Source organism: Actinosynnema sp. NPDC050436, assembly GCF_040655415.1.
Taxonomy (GTDB): Bacteria; Actinomycetota; Actinomycetes; order Mycobacteriales; family Pseudonocardiaceae; genus Actinosynnema.
Map to the genome: position 1 here is coordinate 622,182 of NZ_JBFAJV010000003.1, position 19,658 is coordinate 641,839.

Below are 19,658 nucleotides of genomic sequence, written 5' to 3' on the forward strand. Positions count from 1 at the left end.
TCCGGGAGGAAGTGGCCATGTTCGAGGCAGCGACCAACGTCATCGACATCACCCCGGTGGCCCCGCCGTTCCCCAGCCTGTGGATGGGCGGGTACGGCTGGGGGCCCCGGGCGAACTCCGGCGCGGTCGCCCGGCCGCTGCTGGCGAACTGCCTGGTGCTGTGGGACAACGGCGTGCCGAACGTGCTGGTGCGGGCGGACCTGGTCGGCATCGACCGGGAGATACACCAGCGGATCCGGGACGCGGTGGTCGTCGAGGGGGTGGCGTCGAGCGACTTCCTGCTCGCGGTGAGCCACACCCACTCCGGGCCGCAGATGAGCAACCGGCGGCTCGACCCGTACGTGCTGATGGGGCTGCGCCAGGTGGACGTCCTCGCGGTGGAGGGCACCGTCGACCGGATCGCCGCCGCCCTGGTCGACCTGGTCCGGGAGACGTTGACGCTGCCCAGGGTGCCGGTGACCCTGCACTACAGCGAGTCGTGCGCGATGATCGGCTTCAACCGCGTCGGCGAGTCCGACGTGCTGACCGACGTGCCGATCCTGGCGCTGCGCCGGGAGGACGACTCGCCGTACGCGGTGCTGTTCGGCGCGGCGGCCCACCCGGTGGCGCGGGGCAACGACGCGGTGTTCGACAGCGACTACTGCGGTGCCGCCGTCGACCGGGTGGAGCGGCTGCTGGACTGCCGGGCGATGTTCTTCATCGGCTGCTGCGGCGACCAGGAGCCGGTCGGCGGGCGGTCGGACGAGGTCGTGGTCGACCACGGGCGGACCGTCGCCGACGCGGTCGTGAACCGGATGCAGGACCCGGCGTCGTTCGTCGAGGTCACGGGGCCGATCGTGACCGCGCGCACCGAGGTGGACCTGCCGCTCTCGGTCGACCTGACCGACCCGGCGGTCCGCGCCGCGCTGCGCGCCAAGTACGAGTCCCGGCGCGACACCCTGCCGCCGGGCGAGCAGAACCGCCGGCACGCCGAGGTCATGCTGCGGATGATCGACGACGGGACGGTGCCCACCGCGCTGCCCATGCCGATCCAGCGGTGGCGGTTCGGCGGGCTGACCATCCTCGGCCTCGCGCACGAGGTGCTGAGCTGGTACGACACCCGGCTGCGCGAGTCGTTCGACGGCAGGCTGTGGGTGATGGGGTGCGTCGGCGAGGTCGAGTCGTACGTGCCGCACGACCGCGTGCTGTGGGCGGGCGGGGCGCGGCACCTGGGCTACGAGGCGGGCTGGGCCGGCGACAACACCATCGCCGGCTTCAACACCTACACCGTGCCCTACGCGTGGCCCGCGCCGCTGAAGGCGTCGCCGGTCGGCGTCGAGCCCGCCGTGCCGGGCAGCGCCGAGCACGAGCTGCTGCGGGCGTGCCTGGACCTGCTCGGCCCGTGACCCGGGTCAGCCGCGCGCGGCGGCGGCGACCAGGGCCTTGGCGGGGTCCGCCGCCACCCACCAGTCGAAGGCCGGGGCCAGCTCGTCCGGCAGGTCCGAGGGCAGCGCGCCGTCGGCGTAGGCGGCCTGGAGCAGCCGCACCGAGTCCTCGGTGAGGCCCGCCCGGGTCATGCCCACCGCGTTGACGCCGCGCAGCCGGGCCGGGTTGCCGAACGCCTTGGCGAACGGCGGCACGTCCCGGGTCACGGCGCTGCCCATGCCGACCATCGAGCCCGGCCCGACGACCCGGCGCTGGTGCACGACCGCGTTCATGCCGAGGTTGACCCGGTCGCCGACCACCACGTGGCCGCCCAGGCTCACGCCCGCCGACAGCGTGGCGTCCGCGCCGACCTGGCCGTCGTGCGCCACGTAGACCCGGTTGAGCACCCACGTCCTGGCCCCGATCCGGGTGGGCCGGTAGCTGCCCTGGTGGATGGTGGTCAGCTCGCGGATGGTCACCCCGGCCTCGAGGTGCACGCCGGCGTGCGCGAGGTCGCCGTCCCACGCCCGGTTGTGCGCGGCGCCGGTGATCTCCGGCGGGGTGCCGATGACGCAGCCCGGCCCGATCCAGCAGTCGTCCTCGACCACGGTCGGCCCGAGGACGACCGCGCCGGGGCCGATGGTGACGCGGTCACCGAGCTGCACGCCGTCGCCGACGGTCGCGCTGGGGTGGATGTGGTTCGCCACGGGAGTCCGTTCGCCGGTCAGCAGTAGCCGAGCTGGGAGAGCGTGTCCACGATCAACCGGCTCGGGTGGAAGTCGTCCATCCGGGACGGCTTGCGGTAGGACTCGTAGTCGTCCAGGAACGCCTGGAGCTTGCCGCCGTCCATGCCGGTCAGCAGCAGGCTGGTGCCCGGTCCGTGCTTGTCCTCGGTGCGCTCGCGGTGGATCGCGCACGGTGCGCCGAGGTAGTTGCACTCGGCGGTGAGCCCGCCGGAGTCGGTGACCACGAACTTCGCCCGCGCCATGATCGGCAGGAACGCGAGGTAGCGCAGCTTCGGCTTGAGGATCAGGCGCTCGTCGTCGAACAGCTCGCCCAGCCCGTACTGCTTGATCCGGTCCTGCTCGGGCGGGCCCGCCAGGTACAGGATCGGCATCCGCTCGCTGGCCTTGCGCAGCAGCTCCAGCGCCTCGCGGTACTTGTCGGCCCGCGAGACGAGTTCGAAGCGGTGCAGGGTGGCGAGGCCGAACTCCTCGGGCAGCGCGAACGCGGGCTCGGCGTCGATCGCCAGCCGCATCGCGTCGATGGCGGTGTTCGCGCCGGTGTCGATGACGGCACCGCGCGCGTTGCGCAGGTTGTGCACCTCGCGCGCCGACGGCGCGAAGTGCAGGTCCACGATCTTGGCGGCGAGCTTGCGGTTCAGCTCCTCGGGCAGCGGGGACAGCACGCTGCCGCTGCGGTAGCCGGCCTCGACGTGCGCCACCCGGGACTTGAGGATGCGCTTGCCGATCAGCGCGCCGTACGGCGTGGTGAACGTGTCGCCGTGCACGACGACCAGCGGCGGGCGGCCGTCGTCGGTCAGGACCGACCGCAGCTCGGCCCGCCTGCTCCACGCGGTGCGCAGCACGGTGGCGGCCCACCCGGGCACCTGCGCGGGCCGCTCGATGTGCACGGCCTGCTCCTTCGGCACCAGCCACACGGCCGGCTCCGGCAGCCGGAGGTCGGCCAGCGTCTCGGCGACGTGGTCGACGTGCTGCGCGGTGAACCAGATCTGCGGTTTCGTGCCCCGGTCCGCGATGGCGTGGAACACCGGGGCGATCTTGATCAGTTCCGCGGTGGTGCCGAGGATGAAGGAGATCACGCACCGCAGGATACCGGGGTGGACCCGGCGTCCCGACCGCGCGTCGGGCCGGCGGAGCGCCGCCCGGCTAGGCCCGGGTCAGGTCCGCGACGTGCCTGGCGATCTCCAGCGAGCCGGTCGCGGCCGGTGACGGGGCGTTGAGGACGTGCACCTGGTGGGGCGCGGTCTCGACCAGGAAGTCGTCCACCAGCGAGCCGTCCGCGCGCATGGCCTGCGCGCGCACGCCGGCCGCCGAGGGCACCAGGTCGTCCTCCCGGACGGCGGGCACGAGGCGGGCCAGGCTCTCCGCGAAGCGCCGGCGGGACAGCGACCGCAGCACCTCGTCCAGGCCGGTCCGCGCGTACTTGCGGGCCAGCTTCCAGGTGCCGGGGAACCGGGCGACGTCGAGGGCGTCCCGGGGCGAGAAGTCGCGCCACCGGTAGCCCTCGCGGCGCAGGGCCAGCACGGCGTTCGGGCCGCAGTGCACGCTCCCGTCCAGCATCCGGGTCAGGTGCACGCCCAGGAACGGCAGGGTCGGGTCGGGCACCGGGTAGATCAGGCCGCGCACCAGCTCGGTCCGGCGCAGCTCGAAGTACTCGCCCCGGAACGGGACGATCCGGGCGCTCGGCGTGAGGCCCGCCAGCTCGGCCACCCGGTCGCTGTGCAGGCCGGCGCAGTTGACCAGCACGTCCGCCCGCACGACGCCCTGCGGCGTGGCCACCTCGACCCGGCCGCCCCGGCTGCGGATCGCCAGGGCGGGGGAGTGCAGGCGCAGGTCGTGCCCGGCGAGCCGGTCCACCAGCGCCCGGCACACGGCCGGGAAGTCGATGATGCCGGTGCTCTCCACCCGCAGCGCCCGGACGCACGCCACCTCGGGCTCGTGGTCGAGGGCTTCCTCGGCGGAGATCAGCTTCGCGGGCACGCCGTTGGCCTCCGCGCGCTCGGCCAGCGCGTGCAGCCCCGGCAGCTCGGCCGCCGAGGTGGCCACGACGAGCTTGCCGCACACCTCGACCGGCACGCCGTGCTCGCGCGCGAAGTCGACCATCGACCGGTTGCCCGCCACGGACATCCGCGCCTTGAGCGACCCCGGCTTGTAGTACAGCCCGGCGTGCACGACGTTGCTGTTGTGGCCGGTCTGGTGGGCGCCCCAGCGCCCCTCCTTCTCCAGCACCGTCACCCGATCGCCGCGCGAGGCGAGTTCGTTCGCCACCGCCAAGCCGACGATCCCGCCGCCGATAACCACGATGTGCCGCACGGGGCGAGAATCTACGCGGGCTCAGTGCAGCGCGGGCAGCACGTCGGCGGCGAGCTCCTCCAGCACCGACTCCCGCCCGGCGTACACGCCGTCGTGCCGGGGCCAGTGCGCGACCACGTCGGTGAACCCGAGCGCCTCGGCCCGGCCCACCGCGTCCTGGAAGGTCCCGACGCTGGTCAGCGAGTACAGCGGGGCCGAGTCGAGGGTGAGGAACCGGTCGACCCGGCGGCCCACGTCCTGCTGGATGCCGGTGAACCGGTCGGCCAGCTCGGCGACGCCGCGCCACCACGCGTCCAGGTCGTCCACCTTCGGCCCGGTGGTCACCCACGCCTGGCCCAGCTCCGCCGCGACCCGCATCGCCTTCGGGCCGTTCGCGGCGACCAGGAACGGCATCCGGGGCCGCTGCACGCCGCCGGGCGCGCTGCGGGCGTCCACGGCCGCGTAGTGCTCGCCGTGCCACGTCGTGCGGTCCTTGCGCAGCAGCTCGTCCAGCAGCCGCACGAACTCGCCGAACCGGGCGGTGCGCGCGGCCGGGGTGAGCGGTGCCGCACCCATGACCTCGACGTCGTAGCCCTCGCCGCCCGCGCCCACGCCGAGGGTGACCCGGCCGTCGGAGATGTCGTCCAGGGCGAGCAGCTCCCGGGCGAACGGCACCGGGTGGCGGAAGTTCGGGCTTGCCACGAACGTGCCGAGGCGGATGCGCTCCGTGACCATCGCGGCGGCGGTCAGGGTCGGCACCGCGCCGAACCACGGGCCGTCCACCAGGGTGCGCCAGCCCAGGTGGTCGTAGGTCCACGCGTGGTGGAAGCCGTACTCCTCGGCGGCCCTCCACTTGGGTTCGGCGAACCACCAGCGGTGCTCTGGGAGGATGACGATTCCGGTGCGCACGGACGTACGGTAACCACGTGTTCGTTCCCGGTCGAAGTCGGACCAGGCATCATCGGTGATGTGGAAAGACCAGCCCTGGTGGCCTCCGACGTCGACGGAACCCTGCTCAGCCCGCTGCACCGGGTGACCGACCGCACGGCGGCGGCGGTGGGCCGGGTGGTGGCGGCCGGCGTGCCGTTCGTGCTCGCCACCGGCCGCCCGCCGCGCTGGGTGCCCGACATCGCCGAGGCCGCCGGCCTGGACGGCTACGCGGTGTGCGCGAACGGCGCGGTGCTCTACCACCTGGGCCAGGACCGGGTGATCTGGCAGCGCACCCTGGACCCGGTGCTGCTGCGCGACATCATGAGCGCGCTGGACGAGGTGATGCCGGGCGTGGCCTTCGCGGTCGAGCGGACCGGCGAGTCGGCGTTCGACGAGACCGTGCCGCAGTTCATCGCCGAGGACGGCTACGCGCACCCGTGGCCCGAGGGCCCCGAGCCGAACGGCGACCGGTCCGGGATGCTCACCCACCCGGTGGTCAAGCTGCTGGTCAGGCACCGGGAGATGACCAGCGGGGAGATGGTGCTGGCGATCGCGGAGCTGCTCGGCGACCAGGTCGACGCCACCTACTCCACGACGCTCGGCCTGGTCGAGCTGGCCGCGCCGGGCGTGACCAAGGCCACCGGCCTGGCCGACGTCGCGGAGCGGCTGGGCGTGGACCGGGCCGGCGTGGTGGCCTTCGGCGACATGCCCAACGACGTCGAGATGCTCGGCTGGGCGGGCCACGGCGTGGCCATGGCGAACGGGCACCCCGACGCCCGCGCCGCCGCCGACGAGGTCACCGGTCCCAACGGTGAGGACGGCGTCGCCATGGTCCTGGAGCGGTGGTTCTGACCGGCGGCGACGGCCGGTGGTCCGGCCGGGCGGGCGGCCCGGCCGGAATCACCCTGGCGGGGTGGCGGGTGTGCCTGGATGTAGCGTGATGGTCCGCGATGCAGGCCAGAAGCACGGTATCGGGCATTTCGAAGGTGGAGAGACTGCTGCATGATCCCCATTACTGTCGTTGACGTCGCCGCTGCGGAGCAGTTGGTGGTCCAGGTCCTGCGGTCCGGCGCCATCGCGCAGGGGCCCATGGTGAAGCGCTTCGAGGACGCCTTCGCCGGTGTCGCCGGGGTGCCGCACGCGGTGGCGGTGAACAACGGCACGACCGCCCTGGTCGCCTCGCTGCAAGTGCTCGACCTCGCACCCGGCGACGAGGTCGTGACCTCGCCGTTCACCTTCGTGGCCACCCTGAACGCGATCCTGGAGGCCGGTGCCACCGCGCGCTTCGCGGACATCGGCGAGGACGACTTCAACCTCGACCCCGACGCCGTGGCCGCCGCGATCACCCCGCGCACCAAGGTGCTCATGCCCGTCCACCTCTACGGGCAGATGGCCGACATGGGCCGGCTCGGGTCGCTGGCCGCCGAGCACGGGCTCGCCGTGGTCGAGGACTCGGCGCAGGCCGTCGGCGCGACCTTCGAGGGCCGCCCGTCGGGCAGCTTCGGGCTGGGCTGCTTCTCGCTCTACGCCACCAAGAACATCACCACCGCCGAGGGCGGTGTCATCACCACCTCCGACGACGCCGTGGCGGACCGGCTGCGCGTGCTGCGCAACCAGGGGATGCGGGCGCGCTACCAGTACGAGGTCGCGGGCCACAACTACCGGATGACCGACGTGCACGCCGCGATCGGCATCCCGCAGCTGGAGCAGCTGGTGACCATCACCGAGGCCCGCCAGCGCAACGCCGAGGCGCTCAACAAGGGCCTGGCCGACATCACCGGCCTGCGCACCCCCAAGACGCTGCCCGGCCGCACCCACGTGTGGCACCAGTACACCGTCCTGGTCACCGACGACGCCCCGGTCACCCGCGACGAGCTGGCCGCGAAGCTGACCGAGAAGGGCATCGGCAACGGGACGTACTACCCGAAGACGGTGTTCGACTACGACTGCTACCGGGACAACCCGAAGGTGATCGCCTCCGACGTGCCGGTGGCCGAGCGGGTCGCCCGCCAGGCGCTGTCGCTGCCGGTGCACCCGAAGCTGACCGACGCCGACCTGGACGAGATCGTCGGCGCGGTGCGCGAGGTGCTGGGCGCATGAGCACCCTGCCCCGGATCGCGGTCATCGGCGCGGGCAACATGGGCTCGCTGCACGCCCGCGTCGTCGCCCAGTCCGAGCGCTGCGAGCTCGCGCTGCTGGTCGACCCGCGCGAGGAGATCGGCCGGAAGGTGGCCGACAAGTTCGAGACCCGCTGGCAGCCCGAGATGGGCGACCTGGACGGCGTCGACGCGGTGATCCTCGCCTCCAGCACCGAGTCCCACCACGGCCTGGCGCTGGAGGTCCTCGACCGGCGCAAGCCGCTGCTGGTCGAGAAGCCGGTGTGCGCCGGGCTGGCGCAGACCGAGGAGGTGCTCGGCCGGTCCGAGCAGCTCGGCCTGCCGATCATGTGCGGCCTGCTGGAGCGCTACAACCCGGCCGTGATGACGGCGCTGGGCCTGGCCGAGGAGCCGGTGTACGTCGCCGCCATCCGGCACTCGCCCTACGCGCCGCGCATCCGCACGGGCGTGGCCTGGGACCTGCTCGTGCACGACGTCGACCTGGCCATCCAGTGCTTCGGCGGTACCGAGCCCACCCGGGTCGCGGCGGGCGTCGCCCAGTTCCACCCCTCCTCCGCGCCGGGCGCGGAGGACGTGGTCGACACGCTGCTGACCTTCCCCAGCGGCGGCATCGCCGCCATCTCGGCCAGCAGGCTCGGCCAGCGCAAGGTCCGCTCGCTGACCATCCAGGAGCTGGAGCGCACCATCGAGGTGGACCTGCTGCGCCGGGACGTGACGATCTACCGGCACGTCTCGCACGACTCCGACCCGGACGGCCGGGGCTACCGCCAGCAGACGGTGATCGAGATCCCCGAGCTGGTCTCCGCCCGCGAGCCGCTGGCCACCCAGCTCGACCGCTTCCTCGACCTGGTCGCCGGGAAGCACGACGCCGACGAGGAGCGGCGGCGCATCCTGCCGTCGCACCGGGCCGTGGCCTCGGTCCAGCTCCAGGCGGGCTGACACCGGTCGGGCCGGCGGCGACCCCGCCGGCCCGACCGCGTGCGCGGTCACGGCGGGCGGTGAGTGTAATCTCCGGCGACGTGAGCCAGAGCAGCGACTTGCGGGAACCACCCACGCTCAGCGTCGTTTTCCCGGCGTACAACGAGGAGAAGTGGATCGGCGCCTCCCTCGACGCCGTCCTCGTCGCGGCGGCGAAGGCCGACTGGAAGGTGGAGGTCGTCGTCATCGACGACGGCAGCACCGACGGCACGCCCGCCCTGCTGGACGGCTACGCGGAGCGGCACGACGTGGTGGTCGTGCACCAGCCGAACGCCGGCCGGTTCGAGACCGTGCTCGCCGCCATCCGCAAGGCGACCGGCGACCGGGTGCTCATCCTCGGCAGCCGGGTCGTGGTCGACCCCGACGCGCTGGTCTTCCTCAAGCGGCAGCTCGTCGAGCACCCCGAGCGCCTGGTGTGGAACGGGCACGTCCGGGTCGAGTCGGACGGCAACCCGTACGCCGGCTTCTGGAACGGGCTGCTCCAGGTGCTGTGGCGGCGGTACCTCAAGGACCCGAAGCTGATGTCGTTCGGCATCGAGGACTTCGACGCCTTCCCCAAGGGCTCCGGCTACTTCTGCGCCCCCAAGGACATGCTCGTCACCGCGTCCGAGGCGTTCGACTCGATGTTCGACGACATCAAGTTCGCCAGCGACGACACCCGCCTGATCCGGTGGATCGCGGAGCGCACCCCCATCTTCATCACCCCCGACCTGGCGGGCTCCTACTACCACGGCCGGGAGTCGCTGCCGAAGTTCGTGAACCACGCCTACTTCCGGGGCACCACGTTCATCGACGGCTACCTGGGCAACCCGGGCACCGGCCGCAAGATGGCGCTCGCCGCGCTCGGCGCCGGCGCCGCCGGGGTCACCCTGCTCGTCACCCGGCCCAAGGCGGCCCTGGCCGTCGGCGCGGCCGGCGCGGTGGGCGCGGGCGGCCTGGTCAAGGCGTGCGGCGGCTCGAACGCCGACGCGAAGGCCGTCGCCCGGATGCTGCCGGTCTTCGCGGCCAGCTTCGGCGCGGGTGCGGTGCGCGGTCTCGCGCTGGCCCTCAAGGCCAAGGCACGGCGCTGATGACCGCCGACGCGGCCGACGCGCCGGCCGCCCGTCGACCGGGGTCCCGCTCGCTGGGCAAGGTGACCGTCGCGCTGGCCGTGGCGTCCGTGCTCGGCTACGGCCTGCTGGTGCTGTGCGGCCGGGTGCTCGGCCCCGCCGACTACCGCGTCTTCATCACCTTCTGGGGTGTCGCGTTCGGACTCGGCAGCGCCATCTCGCCGATCGAGCAGGAGGTCTCCCGGCTGGCCGCCGAGGCGGAGCTGGCGGGCCGCCGCAGCGGCGCCGACGTGCCGAAGGTGGTCGCGGTCGCGGCCGGCATCGTCGCCGTGTTCGGCGCGCTGCTGTTCATCCCCGGCGTCAACGGCCAGCTCTTCCCCGACCACGGCGAGCTGGCCGCCGTCACGCTGGGCGCGGGCCTGGGCTACGCGGTGCTGTACGCGGTGCGCGGCCTGCTCGTCGGCCACGGCCGGATCACCCCGTACGCGGGCATCACCGCCGTGGAGCCGACGATCCGCGCGGTGGTCGCGGTCGCGCTGGTCGTCGCGGGTTTGGCCGGCATCACGCCGCTGGCCGTCGCGGTCGCCGCCGGCACGTTCGCGTGGCTGGTGTTCGCACCGCGCGCCGCCCGGCTGGTCGACGTGCGGGGCGCCGGCCGGGGCTGGGGCCCGGTGGCCCGCACCACCTCGGCCCTGATGGCGGGCTCCGCGCTGACCGCGACCGTGGTGACCGCCTTCCCGGCGATGGTGAACCTGCTCGCCCCCGGCGGCGACCCCGCCGAGGTCGGCTCCTTCCTGTCGGCGCTGACCCTGGCCCGGTTCCCGCTGGTGCTGCTGCTGCCCGTGCAGGCGATGGCGGTGCCCGCCGTGGTGCGGTTGGTGGCCGCCGAGGACGGCCGGCGCAGGCTCGCCGGCTGGCTCGTCAAGGGCGGGGTCGCGGCGCTCGTGGTCGGCGCGGTCGGCACCGTGCTCGGCGCGCTGCTCGGGCCGTGGCTGGTCCGGCTGGTCTTCGGCCCGGCGTACGTGGTGGCCGGCTGGGCGGTCGGCGGCCTGGTCCTGTCCTCGGTGCTGCTCGCGGCGGTCCAGCTGCTCGCCGCCGTGCTCGTCGCGTTCGCCCGACCGGGTGTCGTGCTGCGGGTCTGGGCCTGCACGGCGGTGTCCACGCTGGCCGTCCTGGCCTGGTGGCCGGCCGACGCGGTGACCCGCGCGGTGGTCGGGCTGCTGCTCGGATCGGCGATCGGCGCGGGTGTCGCGTTCGTGGCGGTTTGGCGGCAGGGCCGCGAGCGGTGATCCGGTGTACGGGTAGGGTGCGGTCGCGGCGGGCAGTGCACCCGCGACTACCGGCTGACAGGTTGCGACTTCGATGAGTGCGGTACTGGTGCTTCTGCTGTGCTGGCTGCCTGGCCTGGTCTTCGGGTTGGCGCTCGGCCTGCGGGGGTGGATGGCGGCGGCGGGCGCACCGGCCCTCACCTACGGCCTGGTGTCCGTCGGCGGGCTGCTGCTCGGGCAGCTCGGCGTGTCCTGGACCCTGCTCACCTTCGGCGCCTGGGCGCTCGTCGCCTCGCTCCTCGCCCTCGCCGCGACCCTGGTGTGGCGCCGGCTGCGCGGACCGCTCCCGCCGGTGGACGAGGCGGACCGGCGCTCGCCGCGCGACCACCTGGTCGTCGCGGGCGGCCTCGCGGTCGGCCTCGCCGTCGGCGTCGTCACCTACCTGCGCGGCATCGGCAGCCTGTCCCGGCTCAACCAGGACTGGGACGCGCCGCACCACGGCAACCTGATCCGGTGGATCGCCGAGAACCAGTCGTCCGTGGTCGCCGACGCGGGCATGATCGGCAACCTGCCGGACGGCACGAACTACTTCTACCCCAGCACCTACCACAAGCTGCTGGCGCTGCTGCTGGACCAGGCGGGCGTCGGGCTGCCCGAGCTGCTCAACTCCGGCGGCCTCGCCACGGTCGTGGCCTGGCCGGTCGGGATCGCCGCGATGGGCCTGGCGTGGCGGCTGTCGCCGCTGACCGTGGCCGTCGCGGCGGCCGTGTCGACCTGGTTCTCACCGTTCCCCTACGACTCGCTGTGGCGCGGCCCGCTCTGGCCGTACGTGGCCGGCATCGCCCTGCTGCCCGCGCTGCTCGCGCTCACCCGCTACCTGTTCGCGCCGCGCGGCATCACCGGCCCGGTGGCCGTCGCCGTCGTCGTCGCCGGGCTGGTCGGCCTGCACACCAGCCTCGCGGTCATCGTCTTCGGCCTGTACCTGGTCATCCTGGTGAGCTGCGCGTTCCGCTGGACGCCGATCGACTGGAAGCGGTCCTGGCCGTCCCTGGCCGCCGTCGCCGTGCTCGGCGCGCTGGCCGCCGTGCCGATGGTGCTGCCGGCGCTGGGCACCGCCGCCGGCGTCACCGCCGCGATCTGGGACTCCGAGGCCACGCCCGCCGGCGCGCTCGGCCAGACCATCACCTTCTCCGGCGTGGTGATCTACCCGCAGTGGTGGATCGGCGTCGCCGCGTTCGCCGGCGTGCTGTGCATGGTCCGGCAGCGGCTGATGCTGTGGCTGGTCGCCGCGTACGTGGTGTTCGGCGGGCTCTACGCGGCGACGGTGTCGCTGGAGTCGCCGCTCATCCACAAGCTGACCGGCCCGTTCTACAACGACCACTGGCGGCTCGCGGTCATGCTGCCGCTGTTCGGCTCGATCGCGTTCGGCGTCTTCGTCGTCGCCTTCGGCCAGTGGCTGGTCGGCAAGCTGGGCGACCGGCTGCCCGCCAAGTGGCCCGCCGCGCGGGTTGCGGTCGCCGCCAGCCTCGCCCTGTTCGTGCTGCTCGCCATCGGCAGCGGCGCGTACGTGAAGCGCAACTCCGACCGGCTCGCCCAGAACTACCGCAACGGCCCGACCGTCAGCGACGGCGAGCTGGAGGCGTACCGCTGGCTCGGGCAGAAGGTGCAGCCCGGCGAGCGGGTGATGAACGACGTGTCCGACGGCACCGCGTGGCTGTACGCGGTCGCCAAGGTCCAGCCCGTGGTGTGGACGTTCTACGGCACCCAGGCGGGCTCCACCGAGACCTTCCTCGCCAACAACCTGCGGCGGATCAACGTCGACCCGAAGGTGCGCGAGGGGCTCGACCGCTTGAAGGTCCGCTACGTGATCGTCGGCCAGGGCTTCGTCCGCCCGACCGGCCACCGGGCCGTGGGCTTCGTCGGCCTCCCGGTCGTGAAGGGCTTCAAGCCCGTCTACCGGACCGACGACGCGACCATCTACGAGATCGAAGGCCAGGAAGACGTGCTCTCCCGCCCGGCCCCGGCCGGTCGCTAGGGCTGTCGAGCCGAAGGGAAAGGGTTGTCGAGGTGGCGGGAACGGTAACGCCGACCGACCGCGTGCTGATCGTGATGCCCGCGCTGAACGAGGCGGGCACCGTGGCCTCGGTGGTGGCCAAGGTCAAGGCCGCCCTGCCCGGGGCGGGCGTGCTCGTGGTGGACGACGGGTCCACCGACGGCACGTCCGAGCGGGCCCGGGAGGCCGGCGCGGACGTGGCGCGGCTGGCGGTCAACCTGGGGGTCGGCGGCGCGATGCGCACCGGCTTCCGGTACGCCCTGCGCAACGGCTACGGCGTCGTCGTCCAGGTCGACGCGGACGGCCAGCACGACCCCGAGGAGCTCGCCGCGCTGCTGCGCGGCCTGGACGAGGCCGACATCATGATCGGCTCCCGGTTCGCGGGCAAGGGCGACTACAAGGCGGGCGGACCGCGCCGGTGGGCGATGGTCGTGCTGTCGGTGGTCATGTCCCGGCTCGCCAAGACCAAGCTGACCGACGTGACCTCCGGTTTCAAGGCCGCCGGGCCACGCGCGGTGGCGCTGTTCGCCGACAACTACCCGGCCGAGTACCTCGGCGACACCATCGAGTCGCTGGTGCTCGCGCTGCGCGGCGGCCTGGTCGTCCGGGAGATCCCGGTCGTCATGCTGGAGCGCCAGTCCGGCACCCCCAGCACCTCGCCCGTCCGGTCGGCGGTCTACCTCGGCCGTGCCGGCCTCGCCCTCTTGCTCGCCCTCGTCCGCCGCGCCCCGGCGGCCGACCGGTCCGACGCCGCCTAGGAGACTGCGATGGCCTCGTGGCGCCTGTTGAGCATCATCGTCGCGGCGATGGTGCTCCTGCTCGTGTTCGAGATGATGCGCCGGCGCAAGCTGCGCGAGAAGTACGCCGCGATCTGGCTGCTGCTCGCGGTGCTGGTGACGGTGCTGGCCGCCGTGCCCGGCGTGCCGGAGTTCCTGACCAACGTCACCGGCATCATCACGCCGTCCAACTTCGTGCTGTTCCTCGCCGTCGGCGTGCTCGGCCTGGTCGCCCTGCACCTGAGCACCGAGGTCGGCAGGCTGGAGGAGGAGGTGCGCACGGCGGTCGAGGAGATCGCGTTGCAGCGCAGCGACCTCGAACGCCGGCAGCGCGACCTGGAGGAGCGGGTGCGGGAGCTGGGGGGCGTCCCCGGGAGGTCCCCGGTCGACCGCGAGTCGTCGCCGAACCGGGCCGGCTGACCGTCGCGGCGGCCCGGGGGCCGGAGCTGTCACGGCGGGTCACTGCCGTAGGCTCAGGTGCCGTGAGCTTCGCAGGATATGACCTGATCGTGGTCGGTTCCGGGTTCTACGGCCTGACCGTCGCCGAGCGTGCCGCCAGCCAGTTGGACAAGCGCGTCCTGGTCCTGGAGCGCCGTGACCACATCGGCGGCAACGCCTACTCGGAGGCCGAACCCGAGACCGGGATCGAGGTGCACCGCTACGGCGCGCACCTGTTCCACACCTCGAACAAGAGGGTCTGGGACTACGTCAACCAGTTCACCGAGTTCACCGGCTACCAGCACCGGGTGTTCGCCATGCACGACGGCACGGCGTACCAGTTCCCGATGGGCCTGGGCCTGATCACCCAGTTCCTGGGCCGCTACCTGACCCCGGACGAGGCCCGCGCGTGGGTCGCCGAGCACGCCTCGGAGATCGACTCCAAGGACGCGACGAACCTGGAGGAGAAGGCCATCTCGCTGGTCGGGCGCCCCCTCTACGAGGCGTTCGTGCGCGACTACTCCGCGAAGCAGTGGCAGACCGACCCGAAGGAGCTGCCGGCCGCGGTCATCAGCCGGCTGCCGGTCCGCTACACGTTCGACAACCGCTACTTCAACGACACCTACGAGGGCCTGCCCAAGGACGGCTACACCGCGTGGCTGGAGAAGATGGCGGACCACCCGAACATCGAGGTGCGGCTGTCCACCGACTACTTCGACGTCAAGGACGAGATCCCGGCGGGCACGCCGACCGTCTACACCGGCCCGGTCGACCGGTACTTCGACTACGCCGAGGGCTGGCTGGGCTGGCGCACGCTGGACTTCGAGCAGGAAGTCCTGCCGACCGGCGACTTCCAGGGCACCCCGGTGATGAACTACAACGACGCCGACGTGCCCTACACCCGCATCCACGAGTTCCGGCACTTCCACCCGGAGCGCGACTACCCGACCGACAAGACGGTCATCGTCCGCGAGTTCTCCCGCTCGGCGGAGAAGGACGACGAGCCGTACTACCCGATCAACACCGCCGAGGACCGCGCCAAGCTGGAGCGCTACCGCGAGCTTGCCAAGCGGGAGGCGACCGAGCGCAACGTGTTGTTCGGCGGGCGGCTGGGTACCTACAAGTACCTCGACATGCACATGGCCATCGGTTCGGCGCTCACGGCGTTCGACAACAAGATCGCCCCGCACCTCACCGAGGGCACCCCGCTCGACGGCAGCCTCGACTAGGGACACCCGGGCACCACCCCCGGCCGACACCGCGTCGCCCCCCTCGGGCGACGCGGTATGGTCGCTGGTACCACCTGAAACGCCTGGCCACCTCGACGCTGGTGGTCGCCGACACCCGATTCTCGAACCGCTCCGCCGGTTCGCCGGAGGAAAGCACGTGACCGAGCACAGCGCCAGTGGCGGCATCGACCCGAGCAAGGTGCTCCAGCGGGTGATCCTGCCCCGCGACGAGGACCCTCTGGACGTCCGTCCGCTCTACCTGGACGAGCCGGAGAACGTGCACTCGCACGTCTCGTCGCGCCGTTCGGTGACCGTCCCGGCGTCGGCCAAGGTGTCGTTCGCCTCCTACTTCAACGCCTTCCCGGCCAGCTACTGGAAGCGCTGGACGGTCGTGGACGAGGTCGTGCTGCGCCTGCGGGTGCGCGGGGCCGGCCGGCTGGACGTGTACCGCTCGAAGCCCAACGGTGACCCGATCCACCTCGACGGCGAGCCGATCCGCTCGCCGCAGGAGTGGTCGGACGTCGAGTTCCGGGTGCACCTCAAGCCGTTCGAGGACGGCGGCTGGATCTGGTTCGACGTGTTCACCGACGACACGGCGCTGGAGATCGGCGAGGCCGCGTGGACCGCCGACCAGGCGCTGCCGCCGCAGCAGGTCGCCATCGGCATGACGACCATGCGCCCGGTCGACGCGGTCATCGCGCTGCGCGCGCTGGGCGAGGACCCGGCTGTGCTCGACGTCGTGCAGAAGGTGTTCGTCGCCGACCAGGGCGCGGTGAAGGTCCGGGACACCGAGGGCTACGCCGAGGCGGTCCGGCTGCTCGGTGACAAGCTCGAAGTGATCGAGCAGGACAACCTGGGCGGCTCCGGCGGGTTCACCCGCGGCCTGTACGAGGCCATCGAGCACACCGACGTCGACCAGATCATGCTGATGGACGACGACATCCGGCTGGAGCCGGACGCGGTGCTGCGCTCGAACGCGTTCGCCCGCGCGGCGGCGCAGCCGGTCATCGTCGGCAGCCACATGCTCAACCTCCAGGCCCGCGCCCGGCTGCACAGCATGGGCGAGGTCGTGGACCTGGCCTCCGGTTTCTGGCGGCCCGCGCCCGGCGCGGTCACCGACCACGACTTCGCCACGGAGTCGCTGCGCGAGACCGAGGAACTGCACCTGCGCATCAACTCCACCTACAACGGCTGGTGGATGTGCCTGTTCCCGCGCGAGGTCGTGCAGCGCACCGGCTACCCGCTGCCGCTGTTCATCAAGTGGGACGACGCGGAGTACTCGCTGCGCGCCCTGGAGAACGGCTACCCGACGGTGTCGCTGCCGGGGTCGGCGGTGTGGCACATGCCGTGGACCGACAAGAACGACGCGACGGACTGGCAGGCGTACTTCCACACCCGCAACCGGCTGGTGATGGCGGCGCTGCACAGCCCGTACGACATCCGCTCGACGCTGCTCAAGCAGGGGTTGAAGCTGTCGCTGCGGCACCTGCTGTCGATGGAGTACTCGACGGTCGCCGTGCAGCAGAAGGCCATCGAGGACTTCCTCGCCGGCCCGTCGAAGCTGTTCGAGTCGCTGCGCACGGCCCTGCCGGAGATCCAGGCCCTGCGCAAGACCTACTCGGACGCCCAGGTCCTCCCGTCGGCCCGCGAGTTCCCGCCGCCCACGTTCGACATGGTGCGCGCGGAGACGATGCTCAAGCCGCCGACGAACCCGGCGACCATCGCCGCCGAGGCGGCCAAGGCGCTGGTGCACAACCTGCGCGCCCCGGAAGCGTCCACCACCCACCGCCCGCAGATCAACGTCCCGGCCACCAACGCCCGCTGGTTCCTGCTGGGCAACCTGGACTCGGCGACGGTCTCCAACGCGGACGGCTCCGGCGTGGCGTTCCGCAAGCGCGACCCGAAGGAGTTCAAGCAGCTCATGGCCCGCGCGGTCCGCAACTACCGCCGCCTGGGCCAGGAGTGGCCGCGCCTGAAGCGGGTCTACCGCGACGCGCTGCCCGAGCTGACCTCGGTCGAGGCGTGGCGGAAGGTCTTCGAGAACTAGGCTGAGCCGGCGGAAGAAGCGGTGAGGGTCCCCACGGACCCCGCCGCTTCTTTCGTTTCGGCGGTCTGCGGACGTGGGCGGTCTGCGGCCTTGCGGGTGAACCGCGCGTACTCGTGCGCCAGTACCTGGTCTGACAAGGTAGCGTGTCGGGCATGGCACCGGACGAGCGGAGCTCCCTGGTCCACCTGCGCCGGGGACTGGTCGAGTTCTGCGTGCTCGCCCTGCTGCGCGAGCGCGAGCGGTACGCCGTCGAGCTCGTGGAGGTGCTGTCCCGGCACGACCTGATCGCGGGCGAGGGCACCATCTACCCGCTGCTGTCGCGGCTGCGCGCGCGAGGTCTGGTGACCTCGGCGTGGCAGGAGAGCCCGAGCGGGCCGCCGCGCCGGTACTACGGCCTGAGCGGCGACGGCGCGCACGCGCTCGCCCGGTTCACCTCGGACTGGGCCGCGCTGAGCAGGTCGGTGGACGAGATCACCCACGAGGAAGGCGGCACCGCGTGAACCGCTCGCCCGCACGTCACCCGCTGGTCACCGCGTACGTGGACGCCCTGCTCCGCGCCGCCGCGCCGCTGCCCCGGCCGCGCCGCGAGGAGCTGGCGGACGAGATCCGGTCGCACGTCGACGCGGTGCTGCCCCCGGACGCCGGCGAAGCCCGGGTCCGCGAAGTCCTGGACCGCCTGGGCACGCCGGAGGAGATCGTGGACGCCGAGTTCGACGCGGAGACGCCCGGGCCGCGCGGTGAGCCGCCGCGCCGCGAGCCGCCGGTTCGGGAGCCGCTGCGGCGGCGGGACGTCGTCGGGCTGCTGCTCGTCCTGGTCGGCGGCTTCGCCGTGCCGCCGGTCGGGTACCTGGTGGGGGCCGCGCTGGTGGGCACGTCCCGCCGGTGGCCGGTGGTCGTGCGGGTCCTGCTGGTGGGCCTGCCGTGCGTGGCGGCGGTGGTCGTGGTGGCCGGGATGGTGCGGGACGGCCACTGGTACCTGCTCTCCGACCTGGTCACCGACCCGCGCGGCGCGGCGCGCGACTTCCTCGGGATCGGCGTGTGGGCGCTGCCCTTCACCGCGCTCCAGGCCGCCGCGCTGCTGGTGGCCCACCAGCTCCCGCTGCCCCGGCGCTGAGGCGAGCACCCGGCACCATGACTACTCGAAGTGCGCGGCCACGACGTGGGCGAAGTTCACCACGAACTCGTGGCCGTCCGCCGTGGTGATGGATTGCGTGTGGCCGTTGCGGACGACCTGGACCAGGCGTTGGCCGAGGTCGTCCGCGACCTCCGGGGACACCCGGATCGAGATCGGGTTCGAGTTGGCGGCGAGGTGCAGGACGAGGCTGGACTTACGCGCTTCAGAAGTCCTGCGCCAAGCGAACCCGCCCTGACCAGGCAAGGCGGGTTCGCCCGCAGCGATTCGGCGCACAGCGGACCGAGCCCCGCGAAATCCTCGGCCTACTTGCGGAAGAACTTCTCGCGTTGGCCCTGGCGGACCAGGCGGAGCCATTCCACGAACGCCTTCGGGTCTTTCCGGACGCCGATGAAGTACAGGCCGAACCGGAACACCTCCAGCAGGCCCAGCTTCCGCATCCCCGGCTGGGACAGCAGGTAGCCCCGGTTGCGGTAGGTGTAGTACCGCTTGACCGGGTTCTCCGGGTCCTGCGCGTGGAACCGGCCGCCGAGCATCGGCTTGAACTCGTCCGAGCCGTCCGGATGCAGGTAGTGCACCTTCAGCGACGTGCCGAACGGCAGGCCGGTGCGCACCAGCCGGCGGTGGATCTCGACCTCGTCGCCCCGGAAGAACAGCCGGTAGTCCGGGACGCCGATGACGTCGACCGTGGACGCGCGGAACAGCGCGCCGTTGAACAGCGACGCGATGCCGGGCAGGAAGTCCGCGCCCAGGTCCGACGTGCGCCGCTTCCAGGTCAGGCCCCGGCGCAGCGGGAAGGCCAGCTTGTCCGGGTGCTCGATGTTGGACACCACGGGCGAGATCGCGGCCAGCTTCCGCCGGTCCGCCTCGGCCAGCAGGACCTCCAGCACGGTCTCGTCGGCGGGGCGGCCGTCGTCGTCGGCCAGCCACAGCCAGTCCGCGCCCAGCGAGAGCGCGTGCAGCATCCCCAGCGCGAACCCGCCCGCGCCGCCGAGGTTGCGGTGCGAGGCCAGGTAGGTGGTCGGGATCGGGCACTGGTCGACCAGGTCGTCCACGGGCTGGTCCGGCCCGTTGTCCACGACCACCAGGTGGTCCAGCGGCCTGGTCTGCGACGCCAGCACCTTCAGCGACTGGGCCAGCAGCTCACGGCGGTGGCGGGTGACCACGACCCCGACGACGGACCCCTTCGGCAGCGCGCCCAC

Annotated in this window: 19 protein-coding genes; 13 read left to right on the top strand and 6 right to left on the bottom strand. The window is 72.6% G+C overall.

All coding sequences use genetic code 11. The annotated features are described in order from the left end of the window. Nucleotides 1-17 precede the first annotated feature (17 nt). The gene (locus AB0I60_RS11425) at nucleotides 18-1,385 is read left to right on the top strand and encodes a hypothetical protein (RefSeq protein WP_360727945.1); all 1,368 of its coding nucleotides are present in this window, start codon (nucleotides 18-20) and stop codon (nucleotides 1,383-1,385) included. 6 nt (nucleotides 1,386-1,391) lie between these two features. On the opposite strand, the gene AB0I60_RS11430 is transcribed toward AB0I60_RS11425, so the two are convergent. Genes AB0I60_RS11430 through AB0I60_RS11445 form a run of 4 tightly spaced genes read right to left on the bottom strand, consistent with a single transcriptional unit; the run spans nucleotide 1,392 to nucleotide 5,348 of the window. After that, nucleotides 1,392-2,111 carry a DapH/DapD/GlmU-related protein gene (locus tag AB0I60_RS11430; protein WP_360727947.1) on the bottom strand — a complete coding sequence of 240 codons (720 nt, stop codon included), beginning with the start codon at nucleotides 2,109-2,111 and terminating at the stop codon, nucleotides 1,392-1,394. Nucleotides 2,112-2,128: 17 nt separating this feature from the next. Beyond that, nucleotides 2,129-3,238, bottom strand: coding sequence for a UDP-N-acetylglucosamine 2-epimerase (locus tag AB0I60_RS11435; protein ID WP_360728549.1), 1,110 nt, complete (start codon nucleotides 3,236-3,238; stop codon nucleotides 2,129-2,131). A gap of 55 nt (nucleotides 3,239-3,293) precedes the next feature. Next, nucleotides 3,294-4,460, bottom strand: a complete 1,167-nt coding sequence (lhgO, locus tag AB0I60_RS11440) for an L-2-hydroxyglutarate oxidase (RefSeq protein ID WP_360727950.1) — start codon at nucleotides 4,458-4,460, stop codon at nucleotides 3,294-3,296. Nucleotides 4,461-4,481: 21 nt separating this feature from the next. Next, nucleotides 4,482-5,348, bottom strand: coding sequence for an LLM class flavin-dependent oxidoreductase (locus AB0I60_RS11445; protein ID WP_360727952.1), 867 nt, complete (start codon nucleotides 5,346-5,348; stop codon nucleotides 4,482-4,484). A gap of 60 nt (nucleotides 5,349-5,408) precedes the next feature. On the opposite strand from AB0I60_RS11445, the gene AB0I60_RS11450 reads away from it, so the two are divergent. The 12 genes from AB0I60_RS11450 to AB0I60_RS11505 all read left to right on the top strand — a co-directional run bounded on the left by AB0I60_RS11450 (nucleotide 5,409) and on the right by AB0I60_RS11505 (nucleotide 18,438). Continuing rightward, nucleotides 5,409-6,221, top strand: coding sequence for an HAD family hydrolase (locus AB0I60_RS11450; protein ID WP_360727955.1), 813 nt, complete (start codon nucleotides 5,409-5,411; stop codon nucleotides 6,219-6,221). A 150-nt stretch (nucleotides 6,222-6,371) separates the two neighbouring features. Then, nucleotides 6,372-7,469 (top strand): DegT/DnrJ/EryC1/StrS family aminotransferase, encoded by a 1,098-nt coding sequence (locus AB0I60_RS11455; protein WP_360727958.1) that lies wholly within the window; start codon nucleotides 6,372-6,374, stop codon nucleotides 7,467-7,469. Then, nucleotides 7,466-8,425 (top strand): Gfo/Idh/MocA family oxidoreductase, encoded by a 960-nt coding sequence (locus AB0I60_RS11460; RefSeq protein WP_360727961.1) that lies wholly within the window; start codon nucleotides 7,466-7,468, stop codon nucleotides 8,423-8,425. The genes AB0I60_RS11455 and AB0I60_RS11460 overlap by 4 nt, the downstream gene beginning before the upstream one ends. Before the next feature lie 80 nt (nucleotides 8,426-8,505). Further along, a complete protein-coding gene (locus AB0I60_RS11465) occupies nucleotides 8,506-9,534 on the top strand; it encodes a glycosyltransferase family A protein (RefSeq protein ID WP_360727963.1) in 1,029 nt (342 codons plus the stop codon). Then, entirely contained in the window at nucleotides 9,534-10,802 is a 1,269-nt protein-coding gene (locus AB0I60_RS11470; protein WP_360727966.1) for a hypothetical protein, read from the top strand. The genes AB0I60_RS11465 and AB0I60_RS11470 overlap by 1 nt, the downstream gene beginning before the upstream one ends. A 73-nt stretch (nucleotides 10,803-10,875) precedes the next feature. After that, nucleotides 10,876-12,816: a DUF6541 family protein gene (locus tag AB0I60_RS11475; RefSeq protein ID WP_360727969.1), complete on the top strand. Its 1,941-nt coding sequence runs from the start codon at nucleotides 10,876-10,878 to the stop codon at nucleotides 12,814-12,816. Nucleotides 12,817-12,890: 74 nt separating this feature from the next. Further along, nucleotides 12,891-13,592, top strand: coding sequence for a glycosyltransferase family 2 protein (locus AB0I60_RS11480; RefSeq protein ID WP_360728552.1), 702 nt, complete (start codon nucleotides 12,891-12,893; stop codon nucleotides 13,590-13,592). A 9-nt stretch (nucleotides 13,593-13,601) separates the two neighbouring features. After that, complete coding sequence (locus tag AB0I60_RS11485; RefSeq protein ID WP_360727972.1) at nucleotides 13,602-14,030, top strand: DUF2304 domain-containing protein; 429 nt, start codon at nucleotides 13,602-13,604, stop codon at nucleotides 14,028-14,030. A gap of 62 nt (nucleotides 14,031-14,092) precedes the next feature. Further along, nucleotides 14,093-15,277 (top strand): UDP-galactopyranose mutase, encoded by a 1,185-nt coding sequence (gene glf / locus AB0I60_RS11490; protein ID WP_360727975.1) that lies wholly within the window; start codon nucleotides 14,093-14,095, stop codon nucleotides 15,275-15,277. A 157-nt stretch (nucleotides 15,278-15,434) separates the two neighbouring features. Next, nucleotides 15,435-17,324: a glycosyltransferase gene (locus AB0I60_RS11495; RefSeq protein WP_360727978.1), complete on the top strand. Its 1,890-nt coding sequence runs from the start codon at nucleotides 15,435-15,437 to the stop codon at nucleotides 17,322-17,324. Between the two features lie 152 nt (nucleotides 17,325-17,476). Beyond that, a complete protein-coding gene (locus AB0I60_RS11500) occupies nucleotides 17,477-17,824 on the top strand; it encodes a PadR family transcriptional regulator (RefSeq protein WP_360727980.1) in 348 nt (115 codons plus the stop codon). After that, the gene (locus AB0I60_RS11505; RefSeq protein WP_360727983.1) at nucleotides 17,821-18,438 is read left to right on the top strand and encodes a hypothetical protein; all 618 of its coding nucleotides are present in this window, start codon (nucleotides 17,821-17,823) and stop codon (nucleotides 18,436-18,438) included. The genes AB0I60_RS11500 and AB0I60_RS11505 overlap by 4 nt, the downstream gene beginning before the upstream one ends. Before the next feature lie 21 nt (nucleotides 18,439-18,459). On the opposite strand, the gene AB0I60_RS11510 is transcribed toward AB0I60_RS11505, so the two are convergent. Further along, entirely contained in the window at nucleotides 18,460-18,732 is a 273-nt protein-coding gene (locus tag AB0I60_RS11510; RefSeq protein WP_360727986.1) for a hypothetical protein, read from the bottom strand. 29 nt (nucleotides 18,733-18,761) lie between these two features. Continuing rightward, the gene (locus AB0I60_RS11515; protein WP_360727989.1) at nucleotides 18,762-19,658 is read right to left on the bottom strand and encodes a glycosyltransferase family 2 protein; all 897 of its coding nucleotides are present in this window, start codon (nucleotides 19,656-19,658) and stop codon (nucleotides 18,762-18,764) included.